Raw genomic sequence first — 15,522 nt, forward strand, 5'->3', positions numbered from 1 at the left:
CAGACCGCTAGAAATTCGCTCCCTTGCCGACCCAGCCGCCATCGGAAACCCGTATCACGTCATCGAGACTGGCCGGGTCGGAGATGACCTGGGCACTCTGGCCATCCTGTCCGAGACTGTAGAGATCGTAGTCACTGTTCAGGTCGATAAAAAACGTACTCTGCCGCGGCGGTGCGCCGGACGACAGGTTGACATACTGGTAGGGATGCCCCCAGGGATCACGCAACCCGTCCCGATGGATGTCACTCAGGGAATTGGGATACCGGTCATAGTCGAGGGCATAGGAAGTGATGTCCTTCTCGATGGCCCTGATATCGGCGGCGGCCCGGGAAACCCTGGCCCGCTCGACAAAACTTCTGAAAGTCGGTATGGCGATCATCATGAGAATGCCAAGAAAACTGACAACCAGCACCAGCTCGACAAGGGAAAAGCCCCGCTGTCCGGATCCGCCAACCGGCCACCATTCCTTCAATCGACTCGACACGGTCCTGCCGGGCATCCGAGTCTGCCACAAGTGCTTCGATGAAATCTTCATGATCCCTTCAAAACCTAGCTCGCTGTTTCCCCTGGCCAAGAATCTGCGTATCTATTCCGAGAAAAAGCGTAACGGTTGACCTTTTGCGGCTCGAAATGCCGCATTCGACAGGCGTCCAGTCGACAGGTCGTTTTCCATCTAGCCTGAATGCGCGAAAGCAGAGATTGTGCCAAAAAACACAGCAAAACATGTATATTGTCAGCAGGATGATATTCTGGCAAGAGTGTCATATGTCCCCAATGGGGGCAACCCACAACATGCCCACGAGGCCATCATGACCGGAAAACATGCCCGTATCGCCATCGTATTCACCTTTCTGCTGCTGATCGCGGCTTTCTTCGTTTTCGACCTTGGCCGCTACCTGACTCTCGACTACCTGAAATCGCAGAAAGCGGCGTTCGATGCCTATTACGCCGAACACACCGGACAGACCCTGCTGCTCTACTTCACGCTCTACATCCTGGCCACCGCCCTCTCCCTGCCGGGAGCGGCGGTGATGACCCTGGCCGGCGGGGCGCTGTTCGGTTTCTGGACGGCCCTGCTGGTGGTCTCCTTCGCCAGCAGCATCGGCGCCACCCTGGCCTTCGTCGTCTCCCGCTTTCTGCTGCGCGACTGGGTCCAGGCCCGGTTCGGCGACAAGCTCGGGGCCATCAACACCGGCATCGAGCGGGAAGGCGCCCTCTACCTCTTCTCCCTGCGCCTGGTGCCGCTCTTCCCCTTCTTCGTCATCAACCTGGTGATGGGCCTGACCCCGATGAAGGTCCGCACCTTCTACTGGGTCAGCCAGGTCGGCATGCTGGCCGGCACCGCGGTCTACGTCAACGCCGGCACCCAGCTCGGCCGGCTCGAATCGGCGGCGGGGATTCTCTCCCCCGGCATCATCATCTCCTTCGTCATCCTCGGCATCTTCCCTCTTGTCGCCAAAAAAATACTGGAGATTGTCAAGACCCGCAAGGCCATGAAGAAATTCCCCAGGCCGGAGGGCTTCGACTACAACCTGGTGGTCCTCGGCGCCGGCTCCGCCGGACTGGTCACCGCCTACATCGCCGCCGCGGTCAAGGCCAAGGTGGCGCTGATCGAAAGACACAAAATGGGCGGTGACTGTCTGAACACTGGCTGCGTGCCGAGCAAGGCGCTGATCCGCACGGCGAAGATGCTCGGCTACGCACGCCGGGCCAAGGAATTCGGACTGAAAAAGATGGAGGTGGAATTCGACTTCGCCGAAGTGATGGAGCGGGTGCAGCGGATCATCGCCGAGATCGAACCCCACGATTCAGCCGAGCGCTACCGCGAACTCGGCGTCGACTGCATCCTGGGCGAGGCGCGCGTCACCTCCCCCTGGACGGTCGAAGTCGACGGCCGCACCCTGACCACCCGGGCGATCGTGGTCGCCACAGGCGCCACTCCCTTCGTGCCGCCGATCAAGGGGATCGAACAGGTCGACTACCTGACATCCGACACGATCTGGGAACTGCGTGAACTGCCGCAAAAACTGGTGGTGCTCGGCGGCGGCCCGATCGGCTGCGAAATGACCCAGGCCTTCACCCGCCTCGGTGCGAAGGTCACCCTGGTGGAAAAAGGTCCGCAAATCATGGGACGCGAGGATGCCGACGCCGCCGATTTCATTCGCCAGCGCTTCGAGGCCGAGGGGGCCAGGGTGCTGACCGGGCACCGGGCCCGGGAAGTGCTGGTCGAAGACGGCCGGCAGATCCTGCTCTGCGAGCACCGGGGCGAAGAGGTACAGATCGAGTTCGACCGCCTGCTGGTCGCCCTCGGCCGCCGTCCCAACGTCACAGGCTTCGGACTGGAGGAACTCGGCGTGCGCCTGAACGACCGGAGAAGCCTCGAAACCGATCCCTTTTTGCGCACCAACATCCCCACAATCTTCTGCGCCGGGGACGTCACCGGTCCCTACCAGTTCACCCACACCGCCGGACACCAGGCATGGTACGCCGCGGTCAACGCCCTGTTCGGCGACTTCAAGAAATTCAAGGTCGACTACCGGGTCATCCCCTGGTGTACCTTCACCGACCCCGAAGTCGCCCGGGTGGGTTTGAACGAAACCGAGGCCAGGGAGCTGGGGCTGGCCTTCGAGGTGACCCGTTACGGGCTGGATGATCTCGACCGGGCCATCGCCGACTCGGAAGATCATGGATGGGTAAAAGTACTGACCCGCAGGGGATCGGACAAGATCCTCGGCGTCACCATCGTCGCCCCCCATGCCGGCGACCTGCTGGCCGAATATGTTCTGGCCATTAAACACGGGCTGGGGCTGAACAAGATCCTCGGCACCATCCACATCTATCCGACTCTCGCCGAAGCAAACAAGATGGCAGCTGGGCTGTGGAAAAAGGAACACGCCCCCGAAAGACTGCTGCGCTGGGTCGAGAAATTCCATGCCTGGCGCCGCAACAAAGCATGACGAGGCCAACCGAAACGAACCTTTCAGCCAGGGAGACAGCCATGAGCGAACCACTCACCGGACGCTGCGCCTGCGGCGCCGTCAGCTACACCCTCCGTCGCCGGCCGCGGTCGGTCGTCAACTGCCACTGCTCCATGTGCCGCCGGCACAACGGTGCGGCCTTCAGCAGCTACGCCGTGATCCCGGAACGGTTTTTCGAGCTGCAGGATGCCCGGGGCGCGCTCGCCGGCTACGGCTATTCCGAGCGGGTGCACAAGCATTTCTGCCGGCACTGCGGCACGCCGCTGTTCAACACCAACAGCCGCTATCCGCAATTTCGCATGCTCTTTCTCGGCACCCTCGACACCCCGCAAACGCTCCGCCCGACCGCCAACATCTTCTGCTCCAGCCAGCTCGACTGGGTTCGCGGTATCGATGCCATCACCAGTTACCCCGAGGTGCTCGGGGAGTAACCAGAGCTCCGCACGGCTTGTTTATCCCGAGCTGGTTGGTGTATAAGTCCGGTTCAACAGTTGCAACCTATTCCGCCGCCAAGACATTCAAAAGCGAAATTCCTTGACGCTGAGGCGGAGAGGGGCAGAGACGGAGAGAAAATCTTTGTTTGAAACCAAAATCCCTATTGGGTTTTTCTCTGCGGCCTCTCCCTCTCTCGCGTCTCCGCGTTAAAAAAGGTTTTCTTGTCGTCCCTGGCGTCTTGGCGGCCGCTTTTCAACCAGAGGTTTTTCCATGAGCGAAGACAGCAAAAAAGTCATCTACACCATGATGCGGGTGAGCAAGTACTACAACAAGCAGCCCGTTCTCAGGGATATCTCCCTCTCCTACTTCTACGGCGCCAAGATCGGCGTCCTCGGCCTGAACGGCTCGGGCAAATCGACCCTGCTGCGGATCATGGCCGGGATGGACAAGGATTTCAACGGCGAGGCGGTCCTCTCCGAGGGCTACACGGTCGGCTATCTCGAGCAGGAACCGCAACTGGACGAAACCAAGACCGTGCGCGAAGTGGTGCAGGAAGGCGTCCAGGAAATCGTCGACCTGCTGGCGGAATTCGAGCAGATCAACAACGCCTTCGCCGATCCCGACGCCGACATGGACAAGCTGCTCGCGCGACAGGGAGAAGTGCAGGAAAAGCTCGACGCCCTCGACGCCTGGGACCTCGATTCACGGCTCGACCTGGCCGAAGAAGCCCTGCGCTGCCCGCCGCCCGACACGCCGATCAAGGTTCTCTCCGGCGGGGAACGCCGCCGGGTGGCGCTCTGCCGCCTGCTGCTGCAAAAGCCCGACATCCTGCTCCTGGATGAGCCGACCAACCACCTCGACGCCGAGACCGTCGCCTGGCTGGAGCAACACCTGCAGCGCTACGAAGGAACGGTCATCGCCGTCACCCATGACCGCTACTTTCTCGACAATGTCGCCGGCTGGATACTTGAGCTGGACCGCGGCCACGGCATCCCCTGGAAGGGGAACTATTCGAGCTGGCTCGAGCAGAAACAGGAACGCCTGCGCCGGGAAGAAAAGGCCGAAAGCGCCCGCCAGAAGACCCTGCAGCGCGAGCTGGAATGGATCCGCATGTCGCCCAGGGGCCGCCACGCCAAAAGCCAGGCCCGCATCAACGCCTACGAAAAACTGCTCGGCCAGGAAGCGGTTCAGCGTGAAAAAGATCTCGAACTCTTCATCCCGCCGGGGCCTCGCCTGGGCAGCCTGGTCATCGAGGCGGAAAACGTGCGGAAAAGCTTCGGCGACAAGCTTCTCATCGACAACATGAGTTTCCGCCTGCCGCCCGGCGGCATCGTCGGGGTCATCGGCCCCAACGGGGCCGGCAAGACCACCCTGTTCCGGATGATCACCGGCCAGGAGCAGCCCGATTCCGGCACCATCCGGATCGGCGAAACGGTCAAGCTCGCCTACGTCGACCAGTCCCGGGAGACCCTCGATCCGAACAAGACCATCTGGGAGGAAATCAGCGGCGGGCAGGAACAGATCGATCTCGGCGGCCGGCTGATCAACTCGCGCGGCTATGTCGCCCGTTTCAACTTCTCCGGCTCGGACCAGCAGAAAAAGGTCGGCTCCCTCTCCGGCGGCGAACGCAACCGGGTTCATCTGGCCAAGATGCTGCACTCGAGGGCCAACGTGCTGCTGCTGGACGAGCCGACCAACGACCTCGACGTCAACACCCTGCGGGCCCTGGAAGAAGCCCTGGAGAACTTCGGCGGCTGCGCCGTGGTCATCAGCCACGACCGCTGGTTTCTCGACCGCATCGCCACCCACATCCTCGCCTTTGAGGGCGATTCACAGGTGGTCTGGTTCGAGGGCAACTATTCCGAATACGAGGAAGATTACCGCAAGCGCCACGGCCGGGACGCCGATCAGCCACACCGCATCCGCTACCGGAACCTGACCCGCTGATGTGCACCCGGCCCGGAAGACTGCAAAACAGTTACCGGCGCCTGTTCGCCGCCGTCTACGATCGGGCCATGGCCAGCGCCGAACGCCGCTGCCTCGGCGCCTGGCGCCGGGAACTGCTCGAACAGGCGCAGGGCGCGGTGCTGGAAATCGGCAGCGGCACCGGAAGCAACCTGCCCCACTATCCGCCGGGGCTGACCCGGCTGGTGCTCGGCGAACCCGATCCCTTCATGTGCCAGCAGCTGCAGAAAAAGCTGACGGCTGCCCCGCTGCCGGCGGTCATCTGCACTCACGGCGCCGAACAGCTCCCCTTCCCCGCCGCCAGCTTCGACACCGTCGTCTCGACCCTGGTGCTCTGCTCGGTCGACAGCCCGCAGGCCGCCTTGGAGGAGATCCGCCGGGTGCTGCGCCCCGGAGGCTGCCTGCTCTTTCTGGAGCACGTCCTCTCCGACCAGCCCGCCACCCGCCGCTGGCAACGGTTCTGGGAACCGCTCTGGAAACAGGTCGCCTGCAACTGCCACCTGACCCGTGACACCGCCGCGACCATCCGTTCCGGCGGCTTTGTTCTCGAACAGCTCGACGAACTGCAGATCGCCGGAGCCCCGGCCATCCTCCGCCGCGTCCTGCGGGGGATGGCGGTCAAGTGTGGCTGGAAAATTCTATCCCCAGACACATTACTTCGAGGTGAGGTTACAAAACACGGGAATTTTACTTGTATTTAAAAACACTTAGATGGTTCAACTTCAGAAATTGGACCTTTTCCTGACAAAGACTCTTGTCAGGGCAAACCCACCTTGGAGCCGCAGAAAAGTCTCCCGACAAGATAATGGCCGCCATTTTTTCCTGCGACTTTTTCACTATTTTCATTCTCTGCAAACTGTTCACCATCACGATCAACTGAATCACAAAAATTCCAGAAACAAAAAAGAAGGCGATTCGCCTCAGTAACATGAAGGACGATTTGTCCTGCAGATAAATTGCCGTGACAATCAGCAGACCAACTGTCAACATCTGGATGTCGAAAACATATCTTGGCGAAGCACCATTAGTTATTGGAAATCCTTTGCCAAATCGTCCTACCAGAATCTCAAACACAAACATGAAAGAGTAAATTACAAATATCAGAGGAACAACTGTTTTTTCATACAGCCTATACCTGAAAAACAGATAAAGAATGAATATAGTAGTAAACACCAAAAAAGCACCAACCAACGCCATTATGTCTTCAGATATTCCTCGCTTCAACATCCAGGAGGTTGGCATAACGGCTGCAGACAATGAAATCAAAACATATTTAACCGAATCAAAGGGATGACCAAGAACGAACATGATACTGCTATCGGCGGAAACCTTTTTGCCCGTCTTGAGCAAGCTCCAATAGCCAAGCTGTACCAGTGCAAGTCCGAAAATGAAAAATACGATTCTCCTCCAGTGAACTGCCGGCTTGCGGGCCATGATCCAAAAAAACAGGGTCAACACCAAAGCAACCAAGGCGGCCAGGGAACGTGCCCCGTGAAACAGCAGGCTACAGCCTGCGTAGCCGAACAAGGCGGCAGTCATCCAGCGATAGGAGAGATTTTCCTTCAGCGCCCTGTCGAACAAGCAGCAGTAGAAAACCATCAGAAAGGTACCTACGAAACCACCGAACGAAAGCAGGCTGTAGGTAAAATTGGCAACCTGGTTGAAACTGAACCAAGTCAAGCACAGGGTAACGTAGCAAAGGGAATTGAACTGATCCTCTTGACTGCCGAAAACCGTAGCCCGGATCAAAAGCAGGGAAAGCAGGTGGACGACAATGCCCAACAAAAGTTCCAGTTTCAGATTCAGATGGAACAATATTGCGTTGAGAATGAAGAGGATCTTGTAGCCTGGCTTGACATGATGCGAATGCGACATGAAAAGGTCGTTCCACGACAGGCTGCCGTCCATGAATCTTTCGATCAGAAACAAGAACCGCCACTGGTCGGCCCGGACGACATCCTTATTCACGTATAAGGCATACGCAAAAACGATCAGAAAACAAACATAGGGGGCTCCTCGCAAGGCAATGGATTTACTTGTCTTGATAAAATTCATAAACAGCCTCGACGCATCGATCCTGCTCTTCATCGGTCATTTCGTAGTAAAGGGGCAAACGCAGCAAGGATCCTGCCGCCCTGAGCGTTTCCTTCATCGTCCCATGGACTCTGCACACCTGCTTACCAAAAGGGGAATCATGCAGGGGAACATAATGAAACACGCCGCCGATGCCTCTCTGTTTCAAAAAGGCGAGCAGAGCGTCCCGATCCTCTAAAGAACGGCACAGCAGGTAGAAGATATGTCCGCTGGAAGACTCCAGGGTCTCCCTGGCGGGGAGTTGACACATGCCCCGGCACTCCAGATCCTCCAGCTTCTCCCGATAGGAAATGAGCAGCTCTTTCCGGCGCGTCACGATCTCTTCGGCGTGCTCGAGCTGGGCGTAGAGAAATGCCGCAATGATGTCGCTCGGCAGAAAAGATGAGCCGACATCGACCCAAGTGTACTTGTCAACCTCCCCACGGAAGAACTTGCTGCGATTGGTCCCCTTCTCCCGGATGATCTCGGCCCGTTCGATGAATTGCTCGTTGTTGACGAACAGTGCCCCACCCTCGCCGCTGATAATGTTCTTGGTCTCGTGGAAACTCACGCAGCCGAAATCCCCACGGGCACCGGCGAACCCAGTCTCATCCTTCGAAAGCAGAGCTTGGGCTGCATCCTCGATCACGAACAGACCCTTGTCTCGGGCGACCTCGAGAATGGTGTCCATATCGCAGGGGACACCTGCGTAATGGACCGGTACAACGGCCCGGGTTTTTTCCGTAACCGCGGAGGCAAGCAGCTTCTCGTCGATATTCAGGGTGTCTGGGCGGATATCAACAAAAACAGGGGTCGCCCCACGTAGCACGAAAGCGTTGGCGGTCGAGACAAAGGTAAAGGAAGGCATGATGACTTCATCGCCCGGCCGTATATCACACAGCAACGCGGCCATTTCAAGCGCGGCCGTACAGGAATGAGTCAGCAACGCCTTCTTGCAGCCAAGAGTCTCCTCAAACCACCGCTGGCATTTCCTGGTAAATTCGCCATCGCCTGAAATATGTGAATATTTCATGACGGCCTGACTGATGTAGTAAAGCTCCTTGCCCGCAATAAAGGGCCTGTTGAACTTGATCACTCGGCCTCCCTCAGAAAAAGAGATAGACAGCCATCCCCAAGATGATTATGCCGATTGCACATACCTTCTGGAACTGTATTGTTTCATTGAGTCCGAACTTCGACAGCAGTACGATTATGACCTGGGTTACCGCCGTGCTCATGTAGACGATATTGAGATCGATCGCCCTGAGAGCATAATAGGAGAACAAGGGAACGTTGACAAAAATCAGCAGAGTCAAAAAGAGATATTTTTTCTCTCTCTTGACGAAATAGACCTTGTAAAAAAACTGCGCAAATGCCGTCCCCAGCAAGGCGGCAAGCAGAGAAAGCCAGTACAGCACCATCAGTTGTTCCTGCTCTTCACAAAACGCGCCGGAACTCCGGCGACAATAGCATTTTCGGGAACATCTTTGGTCACCACACTGCCGGCACCAATAACAGCTCCATTACCAATGGTTACACCCGGCAGAATAATTGACGCAGCACCAATCCAGACATTGTCACCGACAATGATTTCGTCACCAGTGTGGACAAAATTATCATCCGAATAGTCATGACCGGCAGCATGAAATTTTACATTAGGAGCTATTCTGACATTTGATCCTATAATGATTCTTTTTTTGTTCAGACCATCACTGTAAAACTCGACTCCACGATTGACACTTACATTGTCACCGAAATGAACAAGCCATGGGAACTTCATGTAGACGCGGTAGTCAAAGTAGACATTCTTTCCACATTTTCCCGCAGCAAGGCGCAGAACAGGATTTCGAATGAACCCTGGCACGACCTCAAGCACAACATGAAAAAGATTAATAAAATAGACGTAAAGGTTGTTGATTATCAACTTCAGTCTATTGTTTTTCAGCAGAGCCTGCCTCAACATCGGACTCAACCTCCCTGATCCAGGCTATCCAGAACACCCCGATGGTAACAATCGCTCCGCCCAGGATTTGTCCTGAACGGATCTCCTCGCCGTAAAAGTAGGAAACAATTAAAATCATTGGAAAAAACAGGCTGCTGAGAGGATAGGTCTTACTCAGAGGATACTTTTTGTGCGCCAATCCCCAGACCAGAAACCGAAGGATGTTGACTGCCGCGACCAAAACCACACCACCAATCAGCAGCCACAGACTAAGATCGGGCCTCGACGCCATCGTCTTCAACAACACGGCTCCAATGATATTGAGAAGGATGGCAAAAAATACGACCAAGAGAGGACCGAACCGTTCCATCGTCACATCAACCAGAGATCAGTGTTTACCTGAAATTCATCCTTCAGACGTTGATTCCATGGAAGAAAAAAGCTCGTCAACTCGCGTCGCAGTTCTTCGGACAGGCCGATGTCGTGCTTTTCCGAAGCGTTGACCGGCCCCAAGCCATCCGGCAAGTCTTCTGTCGGTGCAAGCCCCAGAAATGACAACAGATCAGCATAGACAACACCACCTCCTGCGACCATCTCTTCGAAAAGGACGATTTTCAACTGCTCCGCCGGAAAGTACTTCCGGTAGACATTGAGGTAGTCGACATATTTCCCGCGACCGAGATAATTGTAGGGCGAGGCGGAAAGGCCCGATCCCTCTACCGTGAATGCTTTCTGGCCGCCCACGGCAAGGGCCTCGTTTATCGGTCTGTTCTCCAGGCCATTGTTGACGGAAAACCAGTAATTGGAGATCGCCCGTTCGACAGGGTTTCGTAGCACGAAAATCAGCTTGACCTCGGGCAGGATCGCCCGGATTCGCCGGGCGCAAGATTCATATTCGATGTAGCTCGTACTCTTCTCGCCCCGAACCCTGATCCGAGGATCCGGGGGGCCGAAACAGGTCTCTTCGTAGAGTTTCCGCCCTCCCTGAAAAAGATCGTCTTTCAGAAAAAATTTGGGCTCGGGCCGAACCGGCTTAGCCATCTGGATTTCAGGATGCGCATCAAGCATGCGATAAAGAAACGTCGTGCCGCTTCTCTGGGCTCCTCCGATGATGAAATGATCAATCACAATTCACGCTCTCCTTGATCTGATAAGGGGATGAACTGCTGGTCTGATTGACCAAGCGGATCAAGTACTCTCCCAACATGCCAAGGACAAGCAGGGCGATACCATTGAAAAAAGAAAGAAGCACAACGACCGTCGTCCAACCCGGAACAGCCGCTTTGTGGAAAAATGCTTTCAGGAGGTAAAAACCGCCGAGCAGAAAACTTGCCAGGGAGACACCGATACCACAGAAGGCAACCAACCGCAGTGGGTAGGACGAATAGTTGAAGAGGATCCGCATGACGAGCTCTGCGATCTTGAAAAGAGTGTAACCGCTCTTGCCAACCTTACGCTCGTGATGCTCCACCAGCACATTCCCCTGTTTGGAAGAAAACATAAGGACCAGGCCTGGAATATAGGGGTAGCCCGTCTTGTACTGACAGATACGGTCGACAACATCCCGCCGGATAATGCGAAAATTGGACAGGATCAGGTCCTTTGGCTTGCCAAAAATCTTGCGGTTGACAAATGAGATGATTCTTGTGCCTATTTTACGGTAACCTGCGTGTTTCTTCTCACGAAAGACTCCGAAGACGACGTCATAGCCATCCTTAACCGCATTGATCAGTTTGGCGATTTCCTCTGGAGGATTTTGCAGGTCATCGTCCATGGTGATCAGATAATCACCTGTTGATTTTTTGAACCCGCAGAAATTGGCCGTGTGCTGCCCGTAGTTCTTCAATAGATCGACAGCGATAATATTCTTGTTCAGGCGTGCCTTCTCTTTAAGAATTTCAAAACTGTTATCCGAGCTGCCGTCATTGACCAGGATGATCTCGTAATCGAGTTTCTCCCTTTCGAAGAAATCGACTGTTCTGTCAATCGTTTCCCCGACAATCCGCTCGCTGTTGTATACTGGTATGACTACACTGTATTTTAGGCCATCCTGTCCCAATTGATCCCCCTGCTCGTTCATCTCGAGAGAAAATGCTTCTCGGTTGGCATACAAAAACATTCACGAAATGATGACGCAAAAGAAAAAAAACCACAACGTTGCCATTCGGCCATAGTAGCGGAAATGATAAAATCAATCTCACACGCAAAGCAACTTTGAATATTATCCCCCCTTCCTCCCCGGCCACTGCTGCACGATCAGCCCGGCGACGATCAGCACCAGCCCGACCAGAGTCGAGGACAGAATCTCCTCCCCAACCAGAAAGTGAATCAGTACCAGCGACAGAAAGGGTGAAAGAAAGATCAGGTTGCTGACCCGCGCCGTGCTCTCGGCGTACTTCATGGCCAGCAGCCAGAAAACGAAGCAGGCCCCCATCTCGAAGGTGCCTACATAGACAGCGCCCAGCAGCCCCGGCAGCGGCGGCCAGCTCAGGTCGGTGAAAAGCAGACAATAGCCGAACACAAAAGGCAGACCGAACAGAAAGTTGGCCAGCAGGGCCACCACCGGATCACGCCGGTCACGGGTATTGAAAATCCAGTAGAGCGCCCAGATCACCGTACTCGCCAGGGCCAGAGCGACACCAAGCGGGTTGGAGAAGTGCAGGCCGAGCAGATCGCCCTCGGTCGAGATCACCACCACCCCGCAATAACTGAGCAACAGGGCGGCGAACTCCTTCCACTTGAATTTCTGGCCCAAAAGCGGAATCGCCAGCAGGCTGAGGGTGATGGCCCAGGTGTAGTTGAGCGGCTGGGCCTGCTGCGCCGGCAGCAGATCGTAAGCCTTGAAGAGAACCTGGTAATAGAGAAAGGGATTGAGCAGGCCGAGCAGCAGCGACATGCCGTACTCTCCGCGGCTGCAGCGGAAGACCCGCCCGAATTTTCCCTGGCAGGCGAGGATGACCGCCAGCAGCAGGGTGGAAAAGGATCCGGAATAGAGCAGCAGGTGGGCCGGTTCGAGATACCGAAGCGAAAGCTTGAAAGCCGAAGCGACGGTCGACCAGAGCAGAACCGTGACAAGCCCGTACGCCATCGCCTTGCGCTGGTTCTTCACCGAATGTTCCTCCTCTTTGCACGCGCCGCCAGTCCGGCCGGCAGGGCGAGAATCATCAGGCCTGAAAAAATCAGGCCGATGCCGCTGAAAGCCCGCAGGGTCAACACCTCGCCGAGAACGAAAATCCCCAGCAGACTGGCGGTCATCGGCTCGGCCAGGGACAGGGTCACCGCCGTGGCAACCGGCACCGTCCGCAGCCCGCGGGCGAACAGCCAGTAAGAGAGCGCCATGGTCGCCAGCCCCAGGTGCAGGACAACGGCAATGGCTCGCGGCTGCAGCACCCAAGAAAGGTCGCGGCCGAGCAGCAGCGGCGACAGCATCAGCGCACCGGCGCAGACCACCAGCGCCATCACCGCGTTGGGGGAATGCTCCTCCAGCAGCCCCTTGATCGCCAGGGTGTAGGCGGCATAGGAAGCGCCGGCTCCCAGAGCCAGCAGAATGCCGAGCGGATCGACCTGGACCCGGCCACCGCCGAGGCTCAGCAGGGAACAGCCGATGATCGCCAGAACCGTCGCCAGCGCCCAGCGCCGCCCCGGTCGCTCGCCGCGAAACAGAAAGCCGAGAATGCCGGCGGCGATCGGCGAACTGCCGATGCCGACAATGGTGCCGACGGCAACCCCGGTGCGGGCGACGGCGGCGAAGAAACAGAGCTGGTAGCCGGCGGTAAAGAGTCCGGCCAGAAGCAGCGGCAAGATCCTCCATTCCCGCAAGGGAGCGATTTCCCTCCGGGTGCCGGCCAGGGCCAGCAGCGCCACGCCGCCGACCACCAGGCGCAGAGTGCCGATCACCGTCGGATCGAACCCGGCCGGAGCGAAAGCCTGGGCGGTGCCGGTCGTACCCCAGAGCAGGGCGGCGCCGAGCACGAAGAAGACGCCGGCGGTGCGGCTGGACGATGTGTTCATGACGGCAGACTCCTCCTCCGGCAATAGGGCATCAGGTAAAAAATGGCCAGGAAACGCCCGGCGGTCAGGGCCAGGGCGGCGATGCTGATGCCCGGCCAGGGCATCCGGGGAATCAGCAGCGTCAACAGCAGCAGGATCGCCGCCGCCTCCACCGCTGTGGCGATGGAAACCGGCGTGGTGCGCTTGGCCAGCACCAGCAGCGAACGCTGCCAGGTGATCCAGACCGTCAGGCCCGGCAGCAGCACCATCAGTCCCAGCGGCCAGCGGGCGAACCGCGCCAGCTCCGGCGCCAGCCCGGAAACGCCCCGCAGCCAGAGATCGGCCAGCGGCGTCAGGGCGATCAAGCCGAGCAGCCCGACGCAGGCGCCGCCCAGGGCGAGCGCGAAACGCCCCGCTTCGCGGCGGTGCTCCATCTTCCGTCCGACCAGGGCGATGGCCGCCTCCTGGTAGCTGAGTCCGAGGGCCCGAAAAATGAAGGTCAGGCCGTACAGGACCGGCAGCACCGCCAGCGACTCGATGGCGTTTTGCCCGCGACCGAGAAAAAAGGTCACCACCGGCTGAATACTCAGGCCGATGAGAGGCGTCATGGCCAGGGGCAGATAAAACCGCAGGATGGCACGGAAATCCGGCGTTTCCGCCTCCCCGGCCAGCCGCAGCAGGCGCCGGACCGACGGCCGCGTCAGCCGCAGCGCCACCAGCATCTCCGCCACGACCCCGGCCGAAAGCGCCAGTCCACCGGCCGCCGCCCCGGAAAGCATCTCCGTGCCGGCCAGCAGAAAGCCGCTCAGGGCCATCAGCCCGACCCGCGCCAGGGTGCCGACCGTCACCCGCCGGGTGCGGCCGTCGGCGATCAGCACCCCCTGGTAGAAACGCCGCAGGCCGATCGCGCCGGGCCAGGGAAGCAGCCAGAACAGCGCCTGCCGGGTCGGCCCGGCGATCTGACACGGCAGACCGACCCAGCGCTCGATGACCAGGGTGAAAACCTGCGGGACCAGCAGCAGGACCAGCAGCAGCGTCACCCCGCCGCTGAGCAGCAAAGTGAAGATGCGCAGTCGCCGGTAGGATTCCGCGTCGCGACAGAGCGCCGTGGCTGCGCTCATCAGCATGATCACCGGCGCTTCGGCCACCAGGGCAAAGGCATAGGCCACCCCGAAAGCCGCCAGATTGGTCACCGGGTCGGCCATCCGGGCGATCAGCGCCGCCAGCAGCGGCCCCTCGACCGCCATCAACAGCCAGGTCAATGCCAGTGGTGACCAGAAACGGAAGATGCGGGAAAAGGTCAGGGATTCGTCAACGCGGATCGACATGCAGCACAATCAAGGGTCTCGGAGCAAGCGGGCACGGAATTCGACCGGAAGCCGAAGCGTTCGTGCGGGTGAAATGTTCGGCCGCGACGGCGTCCATCTCCCCGCCGGTTGTGCCAGGCATGAACTCACCGGTTCAGGCCAAGAATACAGAAGTTCACTCTCCGGAACCAGCGGAAAAGAACGGTCCTCGTCGCTCACCAGCGCGGCACGCCCGCCGCCTCGAGGTATTCGCGAATCCGCCCGCGGTCGCCGGCCGACATCGCCTGGGCGGGAATGAAAAAGAAGGCGTCGTGGTCGTGGTAGAGAAGCAGACCGGGATCGAGCTGACGGTATCCGGCAAAATTGTCCCACGGCTGGCTGTATCCTTCGTTGCCGCTGCGGACGGCAAGCTCTTCCGGCCCGGCCGAAACGGTCAGTTCGCGCCCGAAAAAGGGGTGTCGACCGGCCCGACGCAGGGAACGGACGACCAGAAGCGGCTTCGACAGCACACCGTAAAAACCGGTGACCAGCAGCAGCGCGGCAAGGGTCCCCGACTCGTAGAAACCGCCGAATCCGAGGCAGCCAATGACGATACAGCATACGCCCCACAGGTAACGCCACTTCAGCGACCTGTCGCAGGCGTAATGCGCCTCCAGAAAACGCCGCCAGAGCTCGGCGGTCAGTTCATAGCTCAGCAGAACCGGCCTCGACATGGGGGACATGGTGCCAGAAGACAAAAGCCCGGAAAAGAAAAAATGTCCGCCGACACCGCCGCCGAAAAAAAATCGGCCGTCCCCCTTGTGGGGGACGGCCATCTCACGGTTGCCGACAG

General features: G+C 58.2%; 16 protein-coding genes. 4 read left to right on the forward strand and 12 right to left on the reverse strand.

Annotated elements, in window-relative coordinates:
* Positions 1–7: 7 nt before the first annotated feature.
* Positions 8–499 (reverse strand): type II secretion system protein, encoded by a 492-nt coding sequence (locus EDC39_RS06005; protein ID WP_187426667.1) that lies wholly within the window; start codon positions 497–499, stop codon positions 8–10.
* A 310-nt stretch (positions 500–809) separates the two neighbouring features.
* Between EDC39_RS06005 and EDC39_RS06010 the strand changes: the two genes are divergently transcribed.
* From EDC39_RS06010 to EDC39_RS06025, 4 genes are all read left to right on the forward strand, one after another.
* Positions 810–2,957 carry an FAD-dependent oxidoreductase gene (locus tag EDC39_RS06010; RefSeq protein WP_148895478.1) on the forward strand — a complete coding sequence of 716 codons (2,148 nt, stop codon included), beginning with the start codon at positions 810–812 and terminating at the stop codon, positions 2,955–2,957.
* Positions 2,958–2,998: 41 nt separating this feature from the next.
* Complete coding sequence (locus EDC39_RS06015) at positions 2,999–3,409, forward strand: GFA family protein (protein WP_187426668.1); 411 nt, start codon at positions 2,999–3,001, stop codon at positions 3,407–3,409.
* A 274-nt stretch (positions 3,410–3,683) separates the two neighbouring features.
* A complete protein-coding gene (ettA, locus tag EDC39_RS06020; protein ID WP_148895480.1) occupies positions 3,684–5,360 on the forward strand; it encodes an energy-dependent translational throttle protein EttA in 1,677 nt (558 codons plus the stop codon).
* Positions 5,360–6,079: a class I SAM-dependent methyltransferase gene (locus EDC39_RS06025; protein ID WP_148895481.1), complete on the forward strand. Its 720-nt coding sequence runs from the start codon at positions 5,360–5,362 to the stop codon at positions 6,077–6,079. The genes ettA and EDC39_RS06025 overlap by 1 nt, the downstream gene beginning before the upstream one ends.
* Here EDC39_RS06025 and EDC39_RS06030 read toward each other — a convergent pair.
* The 11 genes from EDC39_RS06030 to EDC39_RS06080 all read right to left on the reverse strand — a co-directional run bounded on the left by EDC39_RS06030 (position 6,066) and on the right by EDC39_RS06080 (position 15,403).
* A complete protein-coding gene (locus EDC39_RS06030) occupies positions 6,066–7,433 on the reverse strand; it encodes a hypothetical protein (protein WP_148895482.1) in 1,368 nt (455 codons plus the stop codon). The genes EDC39_RS06025 and EDC39_RS06030 overlap by 14 nt on opposite strands.
* Positions 7,411–8,547, reverse strand: a complete 1,137-nt coding sequence (gene rffA, locus EDC39_RS06035) for a dTDP-4-amino-4,6-dideoxygalactose transaminase (protein ID WP_148895483.1) — start codon at positions 8,545–8,547, stop codon at positions 7,411–7,413. Before rffA ends, EDC39_RS06030 begins: the two co-directional genes overlap by 23 nt.
* 10 nt (positions 8,548–8,557) lie before the next feature.
* On the reverse strand, positions 8,558–8,872 hold the full coding sequence (locus EDC39_RS06040; RefSeq protein WP_148895484.1) for a hypothetical protein: 315 nt from the start codon (positions 8,870–8,872) through the stop codon (positions 8,558–8,560).
* Positions 8,872–9,414 carry an acyltransferase gene (locus tag EDC39_RS15700; protein WP_148895485.1) on the reverse strand — a complete coding sequence of 181 codons (543 nt, stop codon included), beginning with the start codon at positions 9,412–9,414 and terminating at the stop codon, positions 8,872–8,874. The genes EDC39_RS06040 and EDC39_RS15700 overlap by 1 nt, the downstream gene beginning before the upstream one ends.
* Positions 9,383–9,763, reverse strand: coding sequence for a hypothetical protein (locus tag EDC39_RS06050; protein ID WP_148895486.1), 381 nt, complete (start codon positions 9,761–9,763; stop codon positions 9,383–9,385). Before EDC39_RS06050 ends, EDC39_RS15700 begins: the two co-directional genes overlap by 32 nt.
* 2 nt (positions 9,764–9,765) lie before the next feature.
* Positions 9,766–10,521, reverse strand: a complete 756-nt coding sequence (locus tag EDC39_RS06055; protein WP_187426669.1) for a sulfotransferase family protein — start codon at positions 10,519–10,521, stop codon at positions 9,766–9,768.
* Complete coding sequence (locus EDC39_RS06060) at positions 10,514–11,473, reverse strand: glycosyltransferase (RefSeq protein WP_187426670.1); 960 nt, start codon at positions 11,471–11,473, stop codon at positions 10,514–10,516. Before EDC39_RS06060 ends, EDC39_RS06055 begins: the two co-directional genes overlap by 8 nt.
* Before the next feature lie 141 nt (positions 11,474–11,614).
* Entirely contained in the window at positions 11,615–12,502 is an 888-nt protein-coding gene (locus tag EDC39_RS06065; protein ID WP_148895489.1) for a DMT family transporter, read from the reverse strand.
* Positions 12,499–13,404, reverse strand: coding sequence for a DMT family transporter (locus EDC39_RS06070; RefSeq protein WP_148895490.1), 906 nt, complete (start codon positions 13,402–13,404; stop codon positions 12,499–12,501). Before EDC39_RS06070 ends, EDC39_RS06065 begins: the two co-directional genes overlap by 4 nt.
* Entirely contained in the window at positions 13,401–14,711 is a 1,311-nt protein-coding gene (locus EDC39_RS06075; protein WP_148895491.1) for a hypothetical protein, read from the reverse strand. The genes EDC39_RS06070 and EDC39_RS06075 overlap by 4 nt, the downstream gene beginning before the upstream one ends.
* A 194-nt stretch (positions 14,712–14,905) precedes the next feature.
* Positions 14,906–15,403, reverse strand: a complete 498-nt coding sequence (locus tag EDC39_RS06080; RefSeq protein ID WP_148895492.1) for a YcxB family protein — start codon at positions 15,401–15,403, stop codon at positions 14,906–14,908.
* Between the last annotated feature and the right edge of the window lie 119 nt (positions 15,404–15,522).

Origin of the sequence: Geothermobacter ehrlichii (assembly GCF_008124615.1) — a bacterium.
GTDB lineage: Bacteria > Desulfobacterota > Desulfuromonadia > Desulfuromonadales > Geothermobacteraceae > Geothermobacter > Geothermobacter ehrlichii.